This window comes from Aeribacillus sp. FSL K6-8394 (assembly GCF_038008865.1).
In the GTDB taxonomy this organism is placed as follows: Bacteria; Bacillota; Bacilli; order Bacillales; family Aeribacillaceae; genus Aeribacillus; species Aeribacillus composti.
The window spans coordinates 1,078,981-1,094,466 of sequence record NZ_JBBPAA010000001.1; the positions used below are offsets into that span (position 1 = coordinate 1,078,981).

At 37.5% G+C, this 15,486-nt stretch carries 11 protein-coding genes, 1 pseudogene and 2 CRISPR repeat arrays (1 of these 14 only partly in view); of the genes and pseudogenes, 3 read left to right on the forward strand and 9 right to left on the reverse strand.

Annotated features, from left to right (window positions below):
- Window positions 1–264: a CRISPR direct-repeat array (repeat unit 30 nt; unit sequence GTTTCAATTCCTCATAGTTAAGATAAAAAC); it begins 299 nt to the left of the window's first position.
- 800 nt (window positions 265–1,064) lie between these two features.
- On the reverse strand, window positions 1,065–1,319 hold the full coding sequence (locus NSR00_RS04950) for a hypothetical protein (RefSeq protein ID WP_063388730.1): 255 nt from the start codon (window positions 1,317–1,319) through the stop codon (window positions 1,065–1,067).
- Between the two features lie 136 nt (window positions 1,320–1,455).
- The gene (locus NSR00_RS04955; protein WP_340787395.1) at window positions 1,456–1,662 is read right to left on the reverse strand and encodes a hypothetical protein; all 207 of its coding nucleotides are present in this window, start codon (window positions 1,660–1,662) and stop codon (window positions 1,456–1,458) included.
- Between the two features lie 1,159 nt (window positions 1,663–2,821).
- Here NSR00_RS04955 and NSR00_RS04960 point away from each other — a divergent pair.
- The gene (locus tag NSR00_RS04960; RefSeq protein ID WP_340787397.1) at window positions 2,822–3,652 is read left to right on the forward strand and encodes an energy-coupling factor ABC transporter ATP-binding protein; all 831 of its coding nucleotides are present in this window, start codon (window positions 2,822–2,824) and stop codon (window positions 3,650–3,652) included.
- Between the two features lie 1,262 nt (window positions 3,653–4,914).
- Here the strand turns inward: NSR00_RS04960 and accC are convergent.
- The 4 genes from accC to NSR00_RS04980 form a co-directional block, all read right to left on the reverse strand.
- A complete protein-coding gene (gene accC / locus NSR00_RS04965) occupies window positions 4,915–6,258 on the reverse strand; it encodes an acetyl-CoA carboxylase biotin carboxylase subunit (protein WP_063388200.1) in 1,344 nt (447 codons plus the stop codon).
- Window positions 6,259–6,425: 167 nt separating this feature from the next.
- Entirely contained in the window at window positions 6,426–6,980 is a 555-nt protein-coding gene (locus tag NSR00_RS04970) for an acetyl-CoA carboxylase biotin carboxyl carrier protein (RefSeq protein WP_311066196.1), read from the reverse strand.
- Between the two features lie 53 nt (window positions 6,981–7,033).
- Entirely contained in the window at window positions 7,034–8,509 is a 1,476-nt protein-coding gene (locus tag NSR00_RS04975) for a hypothetical protein (RefSeq protein ID WP_340787402.1), read from the reverse strand.
- A gap of 111 nt (window positions 8,510–8,620) precedes the next feature.
- Window positions 8,621–9,943, reverse strand: coding sequence for a phenylacetate--CoA ligase family protein (locus NSR00_RS04980; RefSeq protein ID WP_340787404.1), 1,323 nt, complete (start codon window positions 9,941–9,943; stop codon window positions 8,621–8,623).
- Between the two features lie 178 nt (window positions 9,944–10,121).
- On the opposite strand from NSR00_RS04980, the gene NSR00_RS04985 reads away from it, so the two are divergent.
- Together NSR00_RS04985 and NSR00_RS04990 are read left to right on the forward strand one after the other, a co-directional pair.
- Window positions 10,122–10,901, forward strand: coding sequence for an IclR family transcriptional regulator (locus NSR00_RS04985; protein WP_340787406.1), 780 nt, complete (start codon window positions 10,122–10,124; stop codon window positions 10,899–10,901).
- Between the two features lie 26 nt (window positions 10,902–10,927).
- Window positions 10,928–11,674 carry an IclR family transcriptional regulator gene (locus NSR00_RS04990; RefSeq protein WP_340787407.1) on the forward strand — a complete coding sequence of 249 codons (747 nt, stop codon included), beginning with the start codon at window positions 10,928–10,930 and terminating at the stop codon, window positions 11,672–11,674.
- A 692-nt stretch (window positions 11,675–12,366) separates the two neighbouring features.
- Window positions 12,367–12,729: a CRISPR direct-repeat array (repeat unit 30 nt; unit sequence GTTTCAATTCCTCATAGTTAAGATAAAAAC).
- A gap of 443 nt (window positions 12,730–13,172) precedes the next feature.
- Here NSR00_RS04990 and NSR00_RS04995 read toward each other — a convergent pair.
- The 3 genes and pseudogenes from NSR00_RS04995 to NSR00_RS05005 all read right to left on the reverse strand — a co-directional run.
- Window positions 13,173–13,489 (reverse strand): annotated as a pseudogene (locus NSR00_RS04995) (IS3 family transposase); the annotation flags it as partial.
- Between the two features lie 173 nt (window positions 13,490–13,662).
- The gene (glnA, locus tag NSR00_RS05000; protein WP_327862723.1) at window positions 13,663–14,997 is read right to left on the reverse strand and encodes a type I glutamate--ammonia ligase; all 1,335 of its coding nucleotides are present in this window, start codon (window positions 14,995–14,997) and stop codon (window positions 13,663–13,665) included.
- Window positions 14,998–15,045: 48 nt separating this feature from the next.
- Complete coding sequence (locus NSR00_RS05005) at window positions 15,046–15,453, reverse strand: MerR family transcriptional regulator (RefSeq protein WP_130158320.1); 408 nt, start codon at window positions 15,451–15,453, stop codon at window positions 15,046–15,048.
- Window positions 15,454–15,486 lie beyond the last annotated feature (33 nt).

The window sequence follows — 15,486 nt, forward strand, 5'->3', positions numbered from 1 at the left end:
CGCAGTTTGATCGGCAGTTCAAACACGTCAATTTGTTTCAATTCCTCTTAGTTAAGATAAAAACGCACCACGCTTTTGAAACTCACGAACGGCTATGTATTGTTTCAATTCCTCATAGTTAAGATAAAAACTAATCACCATAATTACCGACAACCACCGCTAAGTCGGTTTCAATTCCTCATAGTTAAGATAAAAACCGAGACTTGGTCAACAGATTGCAGGAGTAACTCAGGAGTTTCAATTCCTCATAGTTAAGATAAAAACCCAGAAAATGTTGTTAAATAAGCATTTCGTTTTAAATGGTTGATTGGTTAATTTCATTTTAGCCAATGAGTAAAAATTTATCAATCCTTTGATTTTCATGGGCTCAATGGAGATTTGAAAGAGTCGTCGATCCCCCAGTTTTTTTGCACGATTGGGGGTCGACGACAAATTTCATTATTTTTAAAACATAACGTTTGTCTGCAGATCGACAATTCAATTTTGTTTGAATCCGTGTTTTTTCCAGAATGCTTTTTACTGCTGCTTCTGTATCATAGACAATATTCCACCAGCTTTTTCTCGATCTCTTCTTTCTTTGGAACATTTTGATCTATTGATTTTGTAATATGGTGATTGCCTTTGAATCTCAAATTGATTATACACCAGATGTAAATTTATACAAGAATTGATTGTGAAATCCAAAAATTATATGAACAATATTTCTCAAGCATTTTTGGGTCAACTCGTCCGCTCCGGCGCATACATAGCCGGCAGCGTTAACTTCTTTACGGTTTAAACATAATCTTTTTCACCAAGTTCAGCTTTGCAACGTTTATTATCAACGAAAAAGCGTCTAGATGTTCGACGTTTCCTGCCCAGATTTCGTACTTTTTAACTTCACATTGACAACAACCTTTCATGCATTGTGATGGTGTTGCCCGAAAAACGAACCATCTGGTTGTTACCATTTCCGGCCAAACCGCTTGTTTCTCGAGCTGATTCAAGTACGCTTATGCAGCTGTCAAGAAAGGAAACACTTTATACTTTTCCAACCAGCTATCGCCCCGGATTTATGTCTGCCATTATTTCTCCGTTGTCTTTTCAAGAGCATATTTGATTGCAGCGACGGATCCGATCCCATACAAGGCATATTTTAATCCGTTTACTAAAACCTCAAATGAGAAAGCGCTGGCTTCAAAAATAGAGAAAGCAACGCCAAGTACAACCGCGACAATCGGAATGTAGCGATTCGAAAGATTGGTTGCTTGACGGATTGCGTACAGCAAAACGGCTAATGCCACATATGCAGTGAATTCAATTGATAGAATAGCTTCCATTTGAACATCTCCTTTCTAATTGTCATTGCTTCAACATTAGTGTATTCAAGACCTAGGGCAAGAGAAACAGCAGAAGCATAGCAATTCAACAAATGAGTTACTTGTCTACCGCACGATTTTTTCCGTCACTGAACACTTACTTCAATGCAGCAAAAATAATAGCTACGACTCCTCCGATCACTGACACAATAATTGCGCTTGTGATCGTTAGCCGTAGCCATTTTGTATCGTCCTTAATAGATCGAATGTCATTAAATTTTTGTAGTCGCCTTGTGGTCAAGAAGGCAGGAATTTTACGTCCGGCTTCTTTTCGTCCAATAATGATCGCCAAAACAATTGACATAGAACCGTAATTAAATTACATTCTTATCCTTTGAATTTCAAATGTCGATATTTAAAACTCAATCGTTTGCTCGATTCTCATTAAAAATTTTCAAAAGAAAAAATGAACTTGCTAATAAAACAGGTATTCCTATCAAGATGTATAAAAAATTTTTCGGCATAATCATATCGTATACATACAAAAAAAGAGTTGTCCAAACAAACAGGACTATATATTTTAATATTTTTTTCATAATATTTTTCAACTCCGCATTCATTTATCCATCGCTGCTTAACATAAAATCTCTATGAAACTGTCATTTACTGCAAAATTTACATTGTATTAAAACCGATGGATAAACATGAAAAAGGTCGTGTAGTATGAATGAAAGCATTTTTATTTAGAAATCTCACAACATATTGGTTGGTATCAGTACTGATAACGATCTGTCTAATCCCCTAGATTCTGGATGTAAATATTTCCTATATTTTTATCTGCTGCTTCTATGTATCTTTCATTGTTTTGTTGTATGGGGTATCCGCATCAATCCTCTCTGAAATTTTAAGTAAAAAAGTATTACGAAAAAAGAAAATCGACTATTAGTCAAAGCAATTGTATACTGTCTTTCTAAATCTATATTTGCATTACAGTCAAAGTAAAGCGAAACACGTCAGAGAGTTCAGAAACTTTCTATATCTATATTTGCATTATAGTCTCCTCCTGAATTACTGATTTATGCAGTTATTCGTGCAGTGTTCTATTATTCTGTGGACGAATTTATTCGAAAAATATAATAGCAATAAACAATAGCCCAAGGATTTTTCTTTTGAACCTAAATAAAAATGCTCTATCAAATACAACTTCTAAATTTTATTTCGTTGGACGAATTTTTAACGAATGTTCCGTTCTTCTAATTTCGCATATTCACCTGCTTTTTACATTGTCTCATCACCATATTCTGTGATGTTCACACAATTCCGGAAATAAGTTAGCGAGATTGATACTCAATCTAGAGTAGCTCCTTCGTCAGCTTGCAGACCACTAAGTGGGTAGAATGGAAACGGTCAAGTGCTTTCCTTGACGGCCTATTTTGCCGGATGGAGTCTATTTTTTATTATTGCAAGAATTTACAACATACCTGTATTGATAGGGTCATTGTTTACAGGAGTGATTTGATAGGATGAGTCATTATAAAATTGAAGTGAGGAATCTGTATTTTTCGTATCCGGATGGACATGAAGCAATTAAAAATATGTCTTTTTCCATTTATCATGGTGAATCAATCGGAATCATTGGTGCAAATGGTGCTGGGAAGTCTACGCTGCTAATGCTGTTGATGGGAGTTTATTTTCCGGATGGCGGAGAAGTGCTGGTAGGAGATGTGCGTGTAACCAAAAAGACATTACCGATGATTCGCCAAAGATTGGGAATGGTTTTTCAGGACCCTGACGACCAATTGTTCATGACTACTGTTTATGAAGACGTTGCCTTTGGACCACGAAATTATAAGCTGGAAGAGGAAGACGTGGAGAGACGGGTGATGCAGGCACTGGAGAAGGTTGGAATACCTCATTTGAAAGACAGGGCCCCCTATAAACTATCAGGAGGAGAAAAGCGCTCTGCCGCAATTGCATCCGTTTTATCCATGCAACCTGATGTATTGATCATGGATGAGCCAACTTCTGGCCTGGATCCAAAATCAAGACGGAGAGTAATTGATTTGTTAAAAAGCTTTGAACATACAAAAATAATTACCAGCCACGATTTGGACATGGTACTTGAAACCTGTAAAAGGATTATTGTGATAAAAAAAGGAGAAATAGCTGCAGATGGAACCGCAGTGGACATTTTATCCAATGAAGATCTGCTGAATAGCTGTGGCTTGGAATTACCTCTTTCACTTCAAAAATGTCCTGTTTGCGGAACTTCAAAAGGTAAATTCGGATATATCCATGAGAAAATTGTAGTCGACAAAGAAGCCAAAAAAGAATTGAGATTGACCAGAGAATGAGATTGCTTTTGAAATTTGAAGAAGCTCAAATAAATTCAACTATTTCGAAGCAGTTGACCTTATGAAATAAGCACTGCCTAATCTGACGAGAACCATAAAATATTCTCTCGTTTATTTTGATGTTCCATGCACCCACGCTCCGACATCACTTTCACAAAAAACATCGGCTGGCTCATTGATGTTCCGAACTTAACTTATATCCGTTTCCCCGATTATAAAAATGATGAAGCACGACCGCATAGGCCGTGCTTTTTTGGTTAAAATTTTTCTTCATAGTTAAGATAAAAACGTCGAAGTCGTGGAGTATTACTGCGAAGACGATGGGTTTCAATTCCTCATAGTTAAATAAAAACGCGAATGCTACTAGTGGCAATGGAATAGGAGAATAGTTTCAATTCCTCATAGTTAAGATAAAAACTTTGATCATATGTTTTCACCTGCTTGGGTGTTTTAGGTTTCAATTCCTTATAGTTAAGATAAAAACACGGTCTTCGCAATGGATATAAAAGTAAACTCCGTAGTTTCAATTCCTTATAGTTAAGATAAAAACAAAAGGGGTTGATGACATTCGAATTGATCTGAAAGCGTTTCAATTCCTTATAGTTAAGATAAAAACCCAAAAAAATGTTGTTAGATCAGCATTCCGATTTAAATGGTTGATTGGTTAATTTCATTTTAGCCAATGAGTAAAAATTTATCAATCCTTTGATTTTCATGGGCTTAATGAAGATTAGAAAGAGTCGTCGATCCCCCAGGATTTTTGCACGATTGGAGGTCGACGACAAATTTCATTTAAAACAGGCTTTCCACGTTTGCAGGCCAACAATCAAATCCGTGTTTTATCTGAAATATTTTACCTGATCCAATCTGTTTTAATAAAGCAAACAGCCGAACTAGACGGTTCGCACCGTTTGTTACATTTATAGAGAATAAGATTTTCGGAGATAGACCATCATCGTCACGGTCTCTGAACTAAACAGTATTGAAATCAATACGCTTAAGCGGCATCATCCGGTAGTGTCCATATTCCACGGATAAAACACTATGTTCTGGGTTTATCCTTCTTTCTCATTTGCGGTGAGAGTGAGACCATCTTCAACACATAAATGTTTTGCTAGACATTCGAAGTAAAATCTAACTCCTTCATCATTTATATCATTTAAAAGTAAAATAGACAATTTGCTTATGTTTTAAAAATAAAAAAATCAGGACTGCTCTTTCATCGATTTTTGAACAGCCCTGTCTATTTCTGCTTGCATTGTTTACTTCATAACTTTTTCAAGCAAACGGGTATTGACATTTCCGCTAACAAATTCTTCGTCCTGTAAAACTTCTTTTAAAAATGGGATTGTTGTTTTAATCCCTTCAACTGTAAATTCATCTAATGCGACAAGCATTCGTTTCATGGCATGTGTTCGATCATAACCATGGACGATGACTTTAGCGATCATGGAATCATAAAACAAAGGCACTGAATAGCCTTGGTAACAATGGGTATCAATCCTCACTCCAGGTCCTTGCGGCATTTCCCATTTTGAAATTAATCCTGGACTTGGTCGAAACCCTTCTTCCGGTGCTTCCGCATTGATTCGGCATTCGACTGCATGACCAGTAAACCGAATATCTGATTGGGTAAAGCGAAGTTTTTCACCACGTGCTATATTTATTTGTTCCTGTACTAAATCAACACCTGTAATGGCTTCAGTCACTGGGTGTTCAACTTGAATTCTTGTGTTCATTTCAAGGAAATAAAACTTTTGTTCATCTTGATCCACAATGAATTCAACCGTCCCTGCATTTTCATAGGAAATGTTTTTGGCTAGCTTCACTGCTGCTTCACGGATCTCTTGGCGAAGTTTCTCAGAAATATTAGGTGCGGGCGCTTCTTCAATTAATTTTTGATGCCGGCGTTGTGTTGAACAATCCCTTTCACCAAGGTGAATAACATTTCCGTGTTGATCGCCAAGGATTTGCACTTCAATATGCCGGGCGTTAGGGATATATTTTTCAACGTACATAGTTCCATCACCGAAAGCTGCTTTCGCTTCAGCTGAGGCTGATTCAAAAACCGTTTTAATATTGGCATAATCGGTAATAATTTTCATACCGCGGCCCCCTCCTCCAGCTGCAGCCTTTAACATAATGGGTAAACCTATTTTTTCAATGGTTTGAATTACTTCCTCAAAGGATGCCACTTTTTCGGAACCTGGCAAAACAGGGACGCCGCATTGCTGTGCGATTGATCTAGCGACAAGTTTGTTTCCCATTTTCGAAATGTGCTCCGGTTTTGGACCGATAAATATGAGACCTTGATCTTGACAGTTTTGTGCAAGTTCGGCTACTTCCGATAAAAATCCATACCCTGGATGTATTGCATCTGCCCCAACTGATTTCGCTGCTGTAATGATCACGGGAATGTTTAAATAACTTTTGGTTGAATTAGCTGGTCCGATACAAACGGTTTTGTCGGCTAATCGAGCTGGCAGACTGTCTATATCAGCTTCAGAAACGGCAAGAACTGTTTCGATTCCTAAAACTTTGCAAGATCTTATAATTCGAACTGCTATCTCGCCTCGATTGACGATGAAAATTTTTTTAATATTCATTTGACCTGCACCCTCTATCTTTCATTTAATAGAAATTAAGTTTTTCCAATCATCAAAAGAGCAACGTAAAGAGAAGAAATCGGTATAAAACCGATCCCTCTATTTGTGAACTTAAAAAATCGATATACCATTTTATATTTTTTCCGATATGATAAAGGTGCTTACGTCTATTTGACTTTAACGGAAAATAACGGTTGGCCGTATTCTACTAGTTGTGCATCCTCAACATGAATGTCGACAATTTCTCCTTTAACTCCCGCATGAATTGCACTGTATACCTTCATGACTTCGATTAATCCAACTGTTGTCTTTTCTTCAACTTGGTCGCCAACTTTTACATATGGAGGAGCACCTGGTTCAGATTGAGCATAAAACAAACCGGCCATTGGCGCTTTAATAATTTCAATCCCTTCTTGTATGGCAGGTATTTCTTTAGAAGTGTTTGAAGGTGCTTCCTCAATCACCACTTGTTCTTCCGTTGCAGCTGCCTCTTGGTACTGAATTTCTTGTGTTTTTGATTCTACAGGAGTTTCAGCAGCGACTTGGACAGTTTGTTTTTCAGTCTCACTTGATTCGATCACACCATTTTTACCGATTACAATTTTATAATCTTCATTTTCAAGCTTTAAAAAGTTAAAAGAAGAAGCCTCTAATTTTTCAATAAGAGCCGTGAGGTTTTGTACATCCATTTCACTTAAAATTTCCAATCCCTTTTTGTTCATATTTTCCCCTCCTACGTTTTCTTTGACAAACCCGCGTTCTATCCGAAACTTTTTTATTTTGTTAAAACTAAAGAGCTGTTAAAACCTTGTATTTGCACATGTGTGATATCTTGCTGCTTACTAAGTTTATCTAGCAGTTGTACTAATGGAGTTGACGCTGAAAAATAGGTCTTATGAGGCCCTGCTTTACGCATCTCTTCAATTTCTTTTGTTCCTTTCATAATATAGCGAAGCAAAAACTCTTCATCCGATAAATCAGGACCGCCGAATTGCTCTCTTATTTTATGAAGAGGTACATCTCGATCTGACGGTTTTGACAACTGTTTTGCTCTCGGCAAAGATAAAATCTTATCCCGTAAATTTTGATCCATCCAAGTGTAACCAGAGTCTTCACTAAATATCCCTTGAGCGAATTGAATAATTTCATCAATTACTACTTTGTAGCGCTCGCCTGTAGCAACATTGATCGCAGCTTGACTGACAACAAATTGAGAATACGGAGTAATCATCACCGGATAGCCTAAATCTTCACGAACACGCACCGTTTCTTCCAATACTTCATCTAATCGGTTTTCAAGTTTTAATTCTTTTAATTGGTGTTTTAAGTTTGATATCACTCCGCCCGGAATTTGGTAAACATATTGGGAATAATCGTAATAGAGCGGTTGTCCGATAGGCAGATTTTCTTCTTTCGCGATTTGCATTAATTTATCTGAAGCCCGCTGGATTCTTTCTAAATCTAGGTTTGTTTGATAGCCTAAATACCCGGCATTTTTTACTGTATTGAAAACGGATGGCTGAGAAGATCCGTCCGCTAACGGCGGAATGGCAGTATGAAGGGTCCGAACGCCAAGTTTAACCGCTTCCATATACACCGCTTCGGCTAATCCCGTTGTACAATGGGAATGGAGTTCAACGGGAATGCCGCCCGCATTTTCCAAAATCACCGGCATCAACGTTTTGATTCTATCTGGTGTTAAAAGACCTCCTTGGTCTTTTAAATAAATAACATCCGGTTTCATTGCAGCTAACTCACGGGTTTTCTCGGCATAATATTCATCCGTATGCCGTGGTGAAACAGTATAAGAAAGAGCTAGAACAACTTCTAAGTTTAAACTTCTTAAAAACGGAAGATACCATGGATAAAGTTTGTCTACATTCCCGAAAATATTTGCCATAATTTGTACCCTGTTTAATACTCCCGTTTCCACAATCCGCTTATAAAACAGTTTCACAACTTCAACAGGGGCGTTTATAATCTCAAAGGGAAAAATGGCCGGTTCCCCCATAAAACTTTTTGTTACATTTGGCATTTTTTCCGCCAACATTCGAACCAATTTCCAAGGATCTTCTTTTAAATCTCTTATCATCTTTTTGAAATTAATCGGCATAACGGGTACTTCAACAACGCGAAAGCCAGCATTTCCAATATCTTCCGCAACCGCTTCCATCATTCCTGTACGCATTCCGGCTGCCCACAAACTTTGGGATCCATCGCGGAACGTTGTATCAACAAATTGTAAATTCATTTTATCCCTCCATAAATTTTTTAAAATTTCTTATAAAAGTAACATTTCTCGCTATATGAAAATTCTATGAATCTTATTAACAAATAGTCAGTATTAATATAGAAAAATTTTTTACACATTTATTTCTTCAACTAATTTCGCTTTCATTTCAAACCTTGGTAATGTTCCTTTTGGAACAAGTTGAACATCAGAGGTAAAAATCAGTTTCGAACGAAGAGTACTCTCTATCTCTTTTTTCAATGCCGATTGCTCACTTTCGGTTAACCCGTCTTCAACCTCCACTTGAATGGGTAAAGGAGGATGTACTAACGGCGGTTTTTGTTTTAACAAGATTCGAATTTCTCCCGTTACTTGTGGACGGAAGCTGCTGACCACATCTTTAATGGCTGATGGAAAAACATTGACACCTCTTACAATAAGCATGTCATCAGTTCGTCCGATGCATCTGATTCTGAAACTTTTTCTGCCGCATTTACACTCACCTGTTTTAACCCGAATTAAATCTCTCGTGCGGAAGCGAACGAGCGGACAGCATTCGCGATCGATCGCTGTATAAACGAGTTCCCCTTCTACTCCATCAGCTATTGGAATCGTTTTACCCGTTTTCGGGTCAATGATTTCGCAAATGACAAAGTCTGAGCCTATAAAATGCATTCCATCCTGTTCCGGACACTCGCTAAACAAGACAGGAGCCATATCTGCATTTCCCATTGCCTCTAAAACTTTACATCCCCAGTCTTGCTCTATTTTTCTTCTTACTTCCGGCAGACCACCTCCCGGTTCGCCTCCTACAGACATAATTTTTATGCCAAGATCTTTAGGCTCCATATGAAAATGGTCCCGTACATATTCTGCTAAATAGCTTGCATAGGAAGGGGTGCAAAATAGAACATCCGCCTGAAAGTCTTGAATGCTTTGAACTACGCGTTCAGAAGCGCCGGTACCAATGGGAATAAATGTTGCACCTAATCGTTCAATACCGTCTTTCATTGAACTTCCAACGAAAAAGGTAAGTCCCATGGCAAAAACGATTCGACTGTCTCTTCCAATCCCGTGGGTCGTCAATACCCTTGCAAGAATTTCTGTCCATACATCCCAATCATGCCTTGTGATCCCAACATATGTTGGCTTCCCTGTTGTTCCTGATGAAGAATGCACCCGAATGACATCTTCTAAAGAAGCGGCCGCATGTAACCCTAAAGGCGGCTGAATTCTTTGGCTCTCCCTTATCTCATCCTTTGTTGTAAAAGGGACTTTCTCTAAATCTCCGATCGTTTGAATATCTTCAGGCGAAATTCCCGCTTGCCTAAATTTTTCTCTATAAAACGGGGATTTTTCATACACATACTTTATTTGTTTCCTCAGTTTTATTTCTTGAAAATCCTTCAATTCCACATAAGGTTCGTTGAATGCGTTTTCAAATTTCAGAATCATTTTTATCCTCCCTAAATTATGAATATTTTGTTTTTATTAAATTTTTCGATTTGATGTTATAATAAAAAACAGTTAAATAAAAGTATACATTCCCGCTATATGACATTTATCAAAAAATAGTTGTATAAAAATATAGATTCTCGCTATATGATAATTTCAAAAATTTTGGAGGAAGCGTATGAAGGAAACCTATTCGATTCACACAATCAAAAATGCCATGAACATTCTAAAACTATTTACGAAGGAGAATCCTGAATGGAAACTATCAGAGATTTCGAAACAGCTTCATTTAAACATTAGCACGACCAAAAGGTTATTGGTGACCCTTGAAGATTATGGCTACATCTTGCGAGATTCTAAATCAAAACGATATAGGCTAGGCTATATGTTTCTCCATTTATCTGAAATCATTACAACAACGATGGAAATTCGAAAAGAAGCCAGACCCGTTTTAGAAGAACTCGTTCAAAAATTGGATGAAGCCGTTCACGTTCATCTAGGAGTCCTGGAAGGAACTGATATCGCATACTTAGACAAAATTGAGAGCAAACATCCGATCCGGTTAAATTCACACATTGGGAAAAGAAATCCATCCTATTGTACAGCCTGCGGAAAAATCATGTTAGCTTATCAAAAAGAGGAGAAAAGAGAAAAGTTAGTGAAAAAAATTGAAGAAAACGGGATTGTACGTTATGGACAAAATACCGTTGCATCTGCTCACGAACTGATCACTCAATTAAAGGAAATTCAAAAACAAGGTTTTGCTATTTGCATTGATGAATTTTACCAGGGGATTAGCATCGGTGCTCCTGTTTATGATTATACAAATGAAGTCATCGCAGCGATTAGTGTTACAGGAAGAAGTAATCAGATTGCCAAAGAGGATATTCCCTATTTTACCCAAGAAGTCATCCGAGCCGCCAAAAAGCTTTCGAAAATGCTCGGATATTTTAATTAATCTTTAGGCGGGAGTTGCTAAATTACATGAAAAAGAAAACTTACTCTTCTTTAGAAAATGCCTTAAGAATTCTCGATTTATTTACCATGGAAAAAAGTGAATACTCCATTAGAGAAATTTCAGATCAACTTGGAATCGCCTACAGCACTGCTCATCGGCTAGTAAAAAATCTTGAAGACGAAGGCTTTATTGTAAAAGATTCCATATTGAACAGCTACCGATTAAGTGTGTCCATTCTTTCCTTAAGTTCTGTTGTGACAGCCCACACAAAACTTATCAGCAATTCTACCTATTTACTTAAGAAATTATCTTCTCAATTTAAAGCAACGGTTCAAATTGGTGTGATGCACCGCGAACACATTTACTATATTAATAAAACAGACTACGAACATCTTATCATGGGGTATGTGACGTACATAGAAAGAAAGGTACCTTTACACTATACAAGTGCTGGAAAAATTTTATTGTCGCAACTATCTGAAGAGGAAATTATCAATTATTCCGAACAATATCTTTTAACTGCTACCGCTTTTTCAAATATTGAGGACTTTTTAAACGAACTCAAACATGTAAAAACTAATGGATATGCAATTTCAGCGGATGAATATTATCACGATTTCATCACTGTCGCCGCTCCTTTGAAAAACACAAGCGGTCATATTATTGCTGCTATTGAATTGGTTTATCCAAATGATGCAAAACTATTGCGAACGATTGAGCAAAGGGCAAAAGAATTCAAGCAAGTTTGCGAGAAAATTCGGCTTAACTCGTAACGTTCAAATGTCTCCAATCCTTTCTAGAATCATTAGTTGGATAGCGGTCCTATTCAAAGGATGCTTCTTAACTGGGATAGTTGATGTCCATCTCTTTTATCGGTATGTTTTAAGCGTTTGAAAGGTATGTCCTGTCTCTTTGGTGATGACTTGCAAAGATACCCTTCATTTTATATTTGATGTGATGATGTTGAATCATATGAAACGCTGCAACATCATCAGGAATCAACACAACTGAAAAAGAAGCTGAACAACATCTAGAGACAGGCAAGTCGCAAAAAAATAAAAGAACAAGACGATTGATTTCTTTGACCAAATAAAAAGAAGGCTACGCTTAAAAAATACCAAAACAAAAACGACTAGCTAAAATCAAGGGCAATCGTCGTTTTGCAGATTTTCTTTGCGGAACTCGATAAGGACATGTTGAATTGGGAATTGTGACATTACTACATCCTGAAAACAGCAAGCATCAGCCGGGTCCAACATTTGAAACTGGTTCTGGTAAGGACAATGAAGGAAGCCAGCTTTTTGTAAGAACTCATGTTTTAGGACTGTTAAGACCTTTTCTCCAAATCTACTAAAGTAACACAGACATTGGCCGGAGTCTGTGCTACTACTCTTCATATGCTTTCAAGAAAAAATAGTTAAGATAAAAACGGGAACGGGGCTGAATGGAAAAAAATTTGGAATGCGTTTCAATTCCTCATAGTTAAGATAAAAACATTCAAATCTGGTTATGTTTCCACTTACTGAATCATCGTTTCAATTCCTCATAGTTAAGATAAAAACGGCTCAAACGAACCGATTTCATGCGGCGTGTATTCGATGTTTCAATTCCTCATAGTTAAGATAAAAACTGGGTATTTACCGCAACATCCAAAGCCGATCACCCGCCGTTTCAATTCCTCATAGTTAAGATAAAAACGCTTTGAATGTTGTCATTTTTACTGCACTTCTTATGTTTCAATTCCTCATAGTTAAGATAAAAACATATTAGAAGTTGATGATATAGACGACATTGAAATGTTTCAATTCCTCATAGTTAAGATAAAAACCCCAAAAAAACGTTGTTAAATAAGCATTTCATTTTTAATGCTTGACTGGTTATTTTTATTTTAACGAAAAGGGGAATTTTTATCAAACCTTTGATATGCTTGTGCTCAATGAAGATTTGAAAGAGTCGTCGATCCCCCGGGATTTTTGCACGATTGGGGGTCGACGACTCTTTTTTATTTCCGTTTAAAACAGATTTCAAAGTTTGCCTGCCGACAATGAAATCCATGTTGTATCAACCATTTTACCTGACCCATCTGTTTTAATAAAGTAAACATCCGGCTCATTCCCTTCTCATTCAATTGAAGGAAGAGTGAGACCATATTTAACATTTCATTCAGGGAAAATTGGTTTAGGTTTAGGTCTATTCGATCGGTTCCTACGATCTAAAATAAGAACATGATCTGAAAAATGATTGGTAGTTTTTACTTAAAATTCCTTTTTTCTGTTTGAGGTGTTTCTCTTTGTACTCCAGCAGGCTTAAATACCCAAGTGTTCCATGGATTCTAATATATTAAACCAATGAACATAATCATCTAATTTCAGTTTCAATCGGTCTAAATTTCCGAAATATTTTTTAACAAATTCTGTTTTGATAATTTTAAAGGTTGCTTCAGCTACTGCGTTGTCATAGGGACAACCCTTCATGCTTAACGACCGATTAATCTAAAAAGTATCTAGAGCTTCATCAATTGTCTTTTTCTTGAATTCATTGCCTCTGTCTGTGTGGAATAATTGAATTTGCCGTAAATCTGCTTTCACGGTTGATCAAGATTCGATGCGTAAATATGAAGAATACACCTCATCAATTATGGAGTAATTTTTTTCAATTTTTGTGGGTGTTTTGTGGGTGCTTTTTATTGAAAGTTAGATTTATTGTTTTCACCCACAAATATAAAACCCCTCCAACGCTTGAGCGTCAAGGGGTTTCGGGATTAATATTGAGTGATGTATTGTTCGCGCTCCCATGGGTGCACTTGAGTGCGGAACATATCCCATTCGATCTCTTTTGCTTCGACGAAATGTTCGAATAAATGGGATCCTAAAGCACTGACAATGACTTCGTTTTGTTTTAAGTTTTCAAGCGCCTCATATAATGTTGCTGGAAGGTCGACAATGCCGTTTTCGATGCGTTCTTCTTTTGTCATCACATAAATGTTGCGATCTACTGGTTTTGGCGGAGTTAATTTGTTTTTAATGCCATCGAGACCAGCTTTCAAGAGTACAGCCATGGCAAGGTATGGGTTTGCAGATGGGTCAACGCTGCGCACTTCAATACGAGTGCTCATGCCGCGAGATGCAGGAATCCGGATTAACGGGCTTCTGTTGCGGCCGGACCATGCAACATAGCAAGGAGCTTCGTAGCCAGGCACTAAACGTTTGTAAGAGTTGACAGTTGGGTTTGTCACAGCTGTAAAGCTTGTTGCATGTTTGATAACACCTGCAATGAATTGTAGAGCTGTTTCGCTTAATCCATCTTCTGTATTTGGATCGTAGAATGCATTTTCACCATTGCGGAATAAAGAAAGGTTGCAGTGCATACCTGAACCGTTGACGCCGAACAATGGTTTTGGCATGAATGTTGCGTGCAAGCCGTGTTTACGGGCAATGGTTTTCACAACAAGCTTAAATGTTTGAATGTCATCACAAGCTTTGATGGCATCTGCATATTTAAAGTCAATTTCATGCTGACCAGGTGCTACTTCGTGGTGGGAAGCTTCGATTTCGAATCCCATTTCCTCAAGTTCCAACACAATGTCGCGGCGGCAGTTCTCGCCTAAATCAGTCGGCGCAAGGTCAAAATATCCGCCATTATCATTCAATTCTAATGTTGGTTCACCCTTTTCATCCAGTTTGAATAAGAAAAATTCCGGCTCAGCACCTAAATTGAAAGCGGTAAATCCGAGCTCTTCCATTTCCTTCAGTACTCGTTTTAAGTTGTTGCGCGGATCTCCTTCAAAAGGCGTTCCATCAGGATTGTAAATATCGCAAATTATGCGGGCAACTTTCCCTTTTTCCGCTGTCCACGGGAAAATGACAAACGTATCTAAATCAGGATACAGATACATATCAGATTCCTCAATGCGGACAAATCCTTCAATAGATGATCCGTCAAACATTATTTTGTTATCCAACGCTTTTTCTAATTGGGAAACAGGGATTTCAACGTTTTTAATCGTTCCCAAAATGTCAGTGAACTGCAGGCGGATAAATTTTACGTTTTCTTCTTGGACTAAACGAATAATATCTTCTTTTGTGTACTTTGGCATATTATTTCTCCTCTCATATATAAAAAATAAATTTATATAGCGATATTATCAATGAAAGAACCGTGAAAGGTCTCCTTGTCTTAATGTTGCACGGTTCATTCTTCCAGCATGGAGAAGTTCTTCCTTTAATAGTTTGCGAAGTTCGGCATCAGATAAATCTGATTTTTCTTTTGCCAATGAGGATCTTTCGGAAGTTTGTCTTTCTTGTTCGTTTTCTTTATACGCAAATATTTGCTTAATACCTGCCATATTGACACCCTGCTCAATCAACGATTTAATTTCAAGCAATCTATCGACATCATTGAAGGAAAATAATCGGCGATTGCCTTCCGTTCTCGCAGGGGAAATAAGACCATGTTCTTCATAATATCTTATTTGTCTGGCAGATAGTTCCGTCAGCTGTTTTACGATGCTGATTGGAAACAACGGCATGGAACGGCGGTCTTGATCATTCATGCTCTTTTAGCCCCTCCTTCCTTTTGCTTATCT

Excerpts from the sequence above, each read along its gene's own strand:
- NSR00_RS04980 (WP_340787404.1), bottom strand. The coding sequence starts at position 9,943 with ATGATTCTGAAATTTGAAAACGCATTCAACGAACCTTATGTGGAATTG.
- NSR00_RS04960 (WP_340787397.1), top strand. The coding sequence starts at position 2,822 with ATGAGTCATTATAAAATTGAAGTGAGGAATCTGTATTTTTCGTATCCG.
- NSR00_RS04975 (WP_340787402.1), bottom strand. The coding sequence starts at position 8,509 with ATGAATTTACAATTTGTTGATACAACGTTCCGCGATGGATCCCAAAGT.
- NSR00_RS04955 (WP_340787395.1), bottom strand. The coding sequence starts at position 1,662 with ATGTCAATTGTTTTGGCGATCATTATTGGACGAAAAGAAGCCGGACGT.
- accC (WP_063388200.1), bottom strand. The coding sequence starts at position 6,258 with ATGAATATTAAAAAAATTTTCATCGTCAATCGAGGCGAGATAGCAGTT.
- NSR00_RS04990 (WP_340787407.1), top strand. The coding sequence starts at position 10,928 with ATGAAAAAGAAAACTTACTCTTCTTTAGAAAATGCCTTAAGAATTCTC.
- NSR00_RS04950 (WP_063388730.1), bottom strand. The coding sequence starts at position 1,319 with ATGGAAGCTATTCTATCAATTGAATTCACTGCATATGTGGCATTAGCC.
- NSR00_RS05005 (WP_130158320.1), bottom strand. The coding sequence starts at position 15,453 with ATGAATGATCAAGACCGCCGTTCCATGCCGTTGTTTCCAATCAGCATC.
- NSR00_RS04970 (WP_311066196.1), bottom strand. The coding sequence starts at position 6,980 with ATGAACAAAAAGGGATTGGAAATTTTAAGTGAAATGGATGTACAAAAC.
- glnA (WP_327862723.1), bottom strand. The coding sequence starts at position 14,997 with ATGCCAAAGTACACAAAAGAAGATATTATTCGTTTAGTCCAAGAAGAA.
- NSR00_RS04985 (WP_340787406.1), top strand. The coding sequence starts at position 10,122 with ATGAAGGAAACCTATTCGATTCACACAATCAAAAATGCCATGAACATT.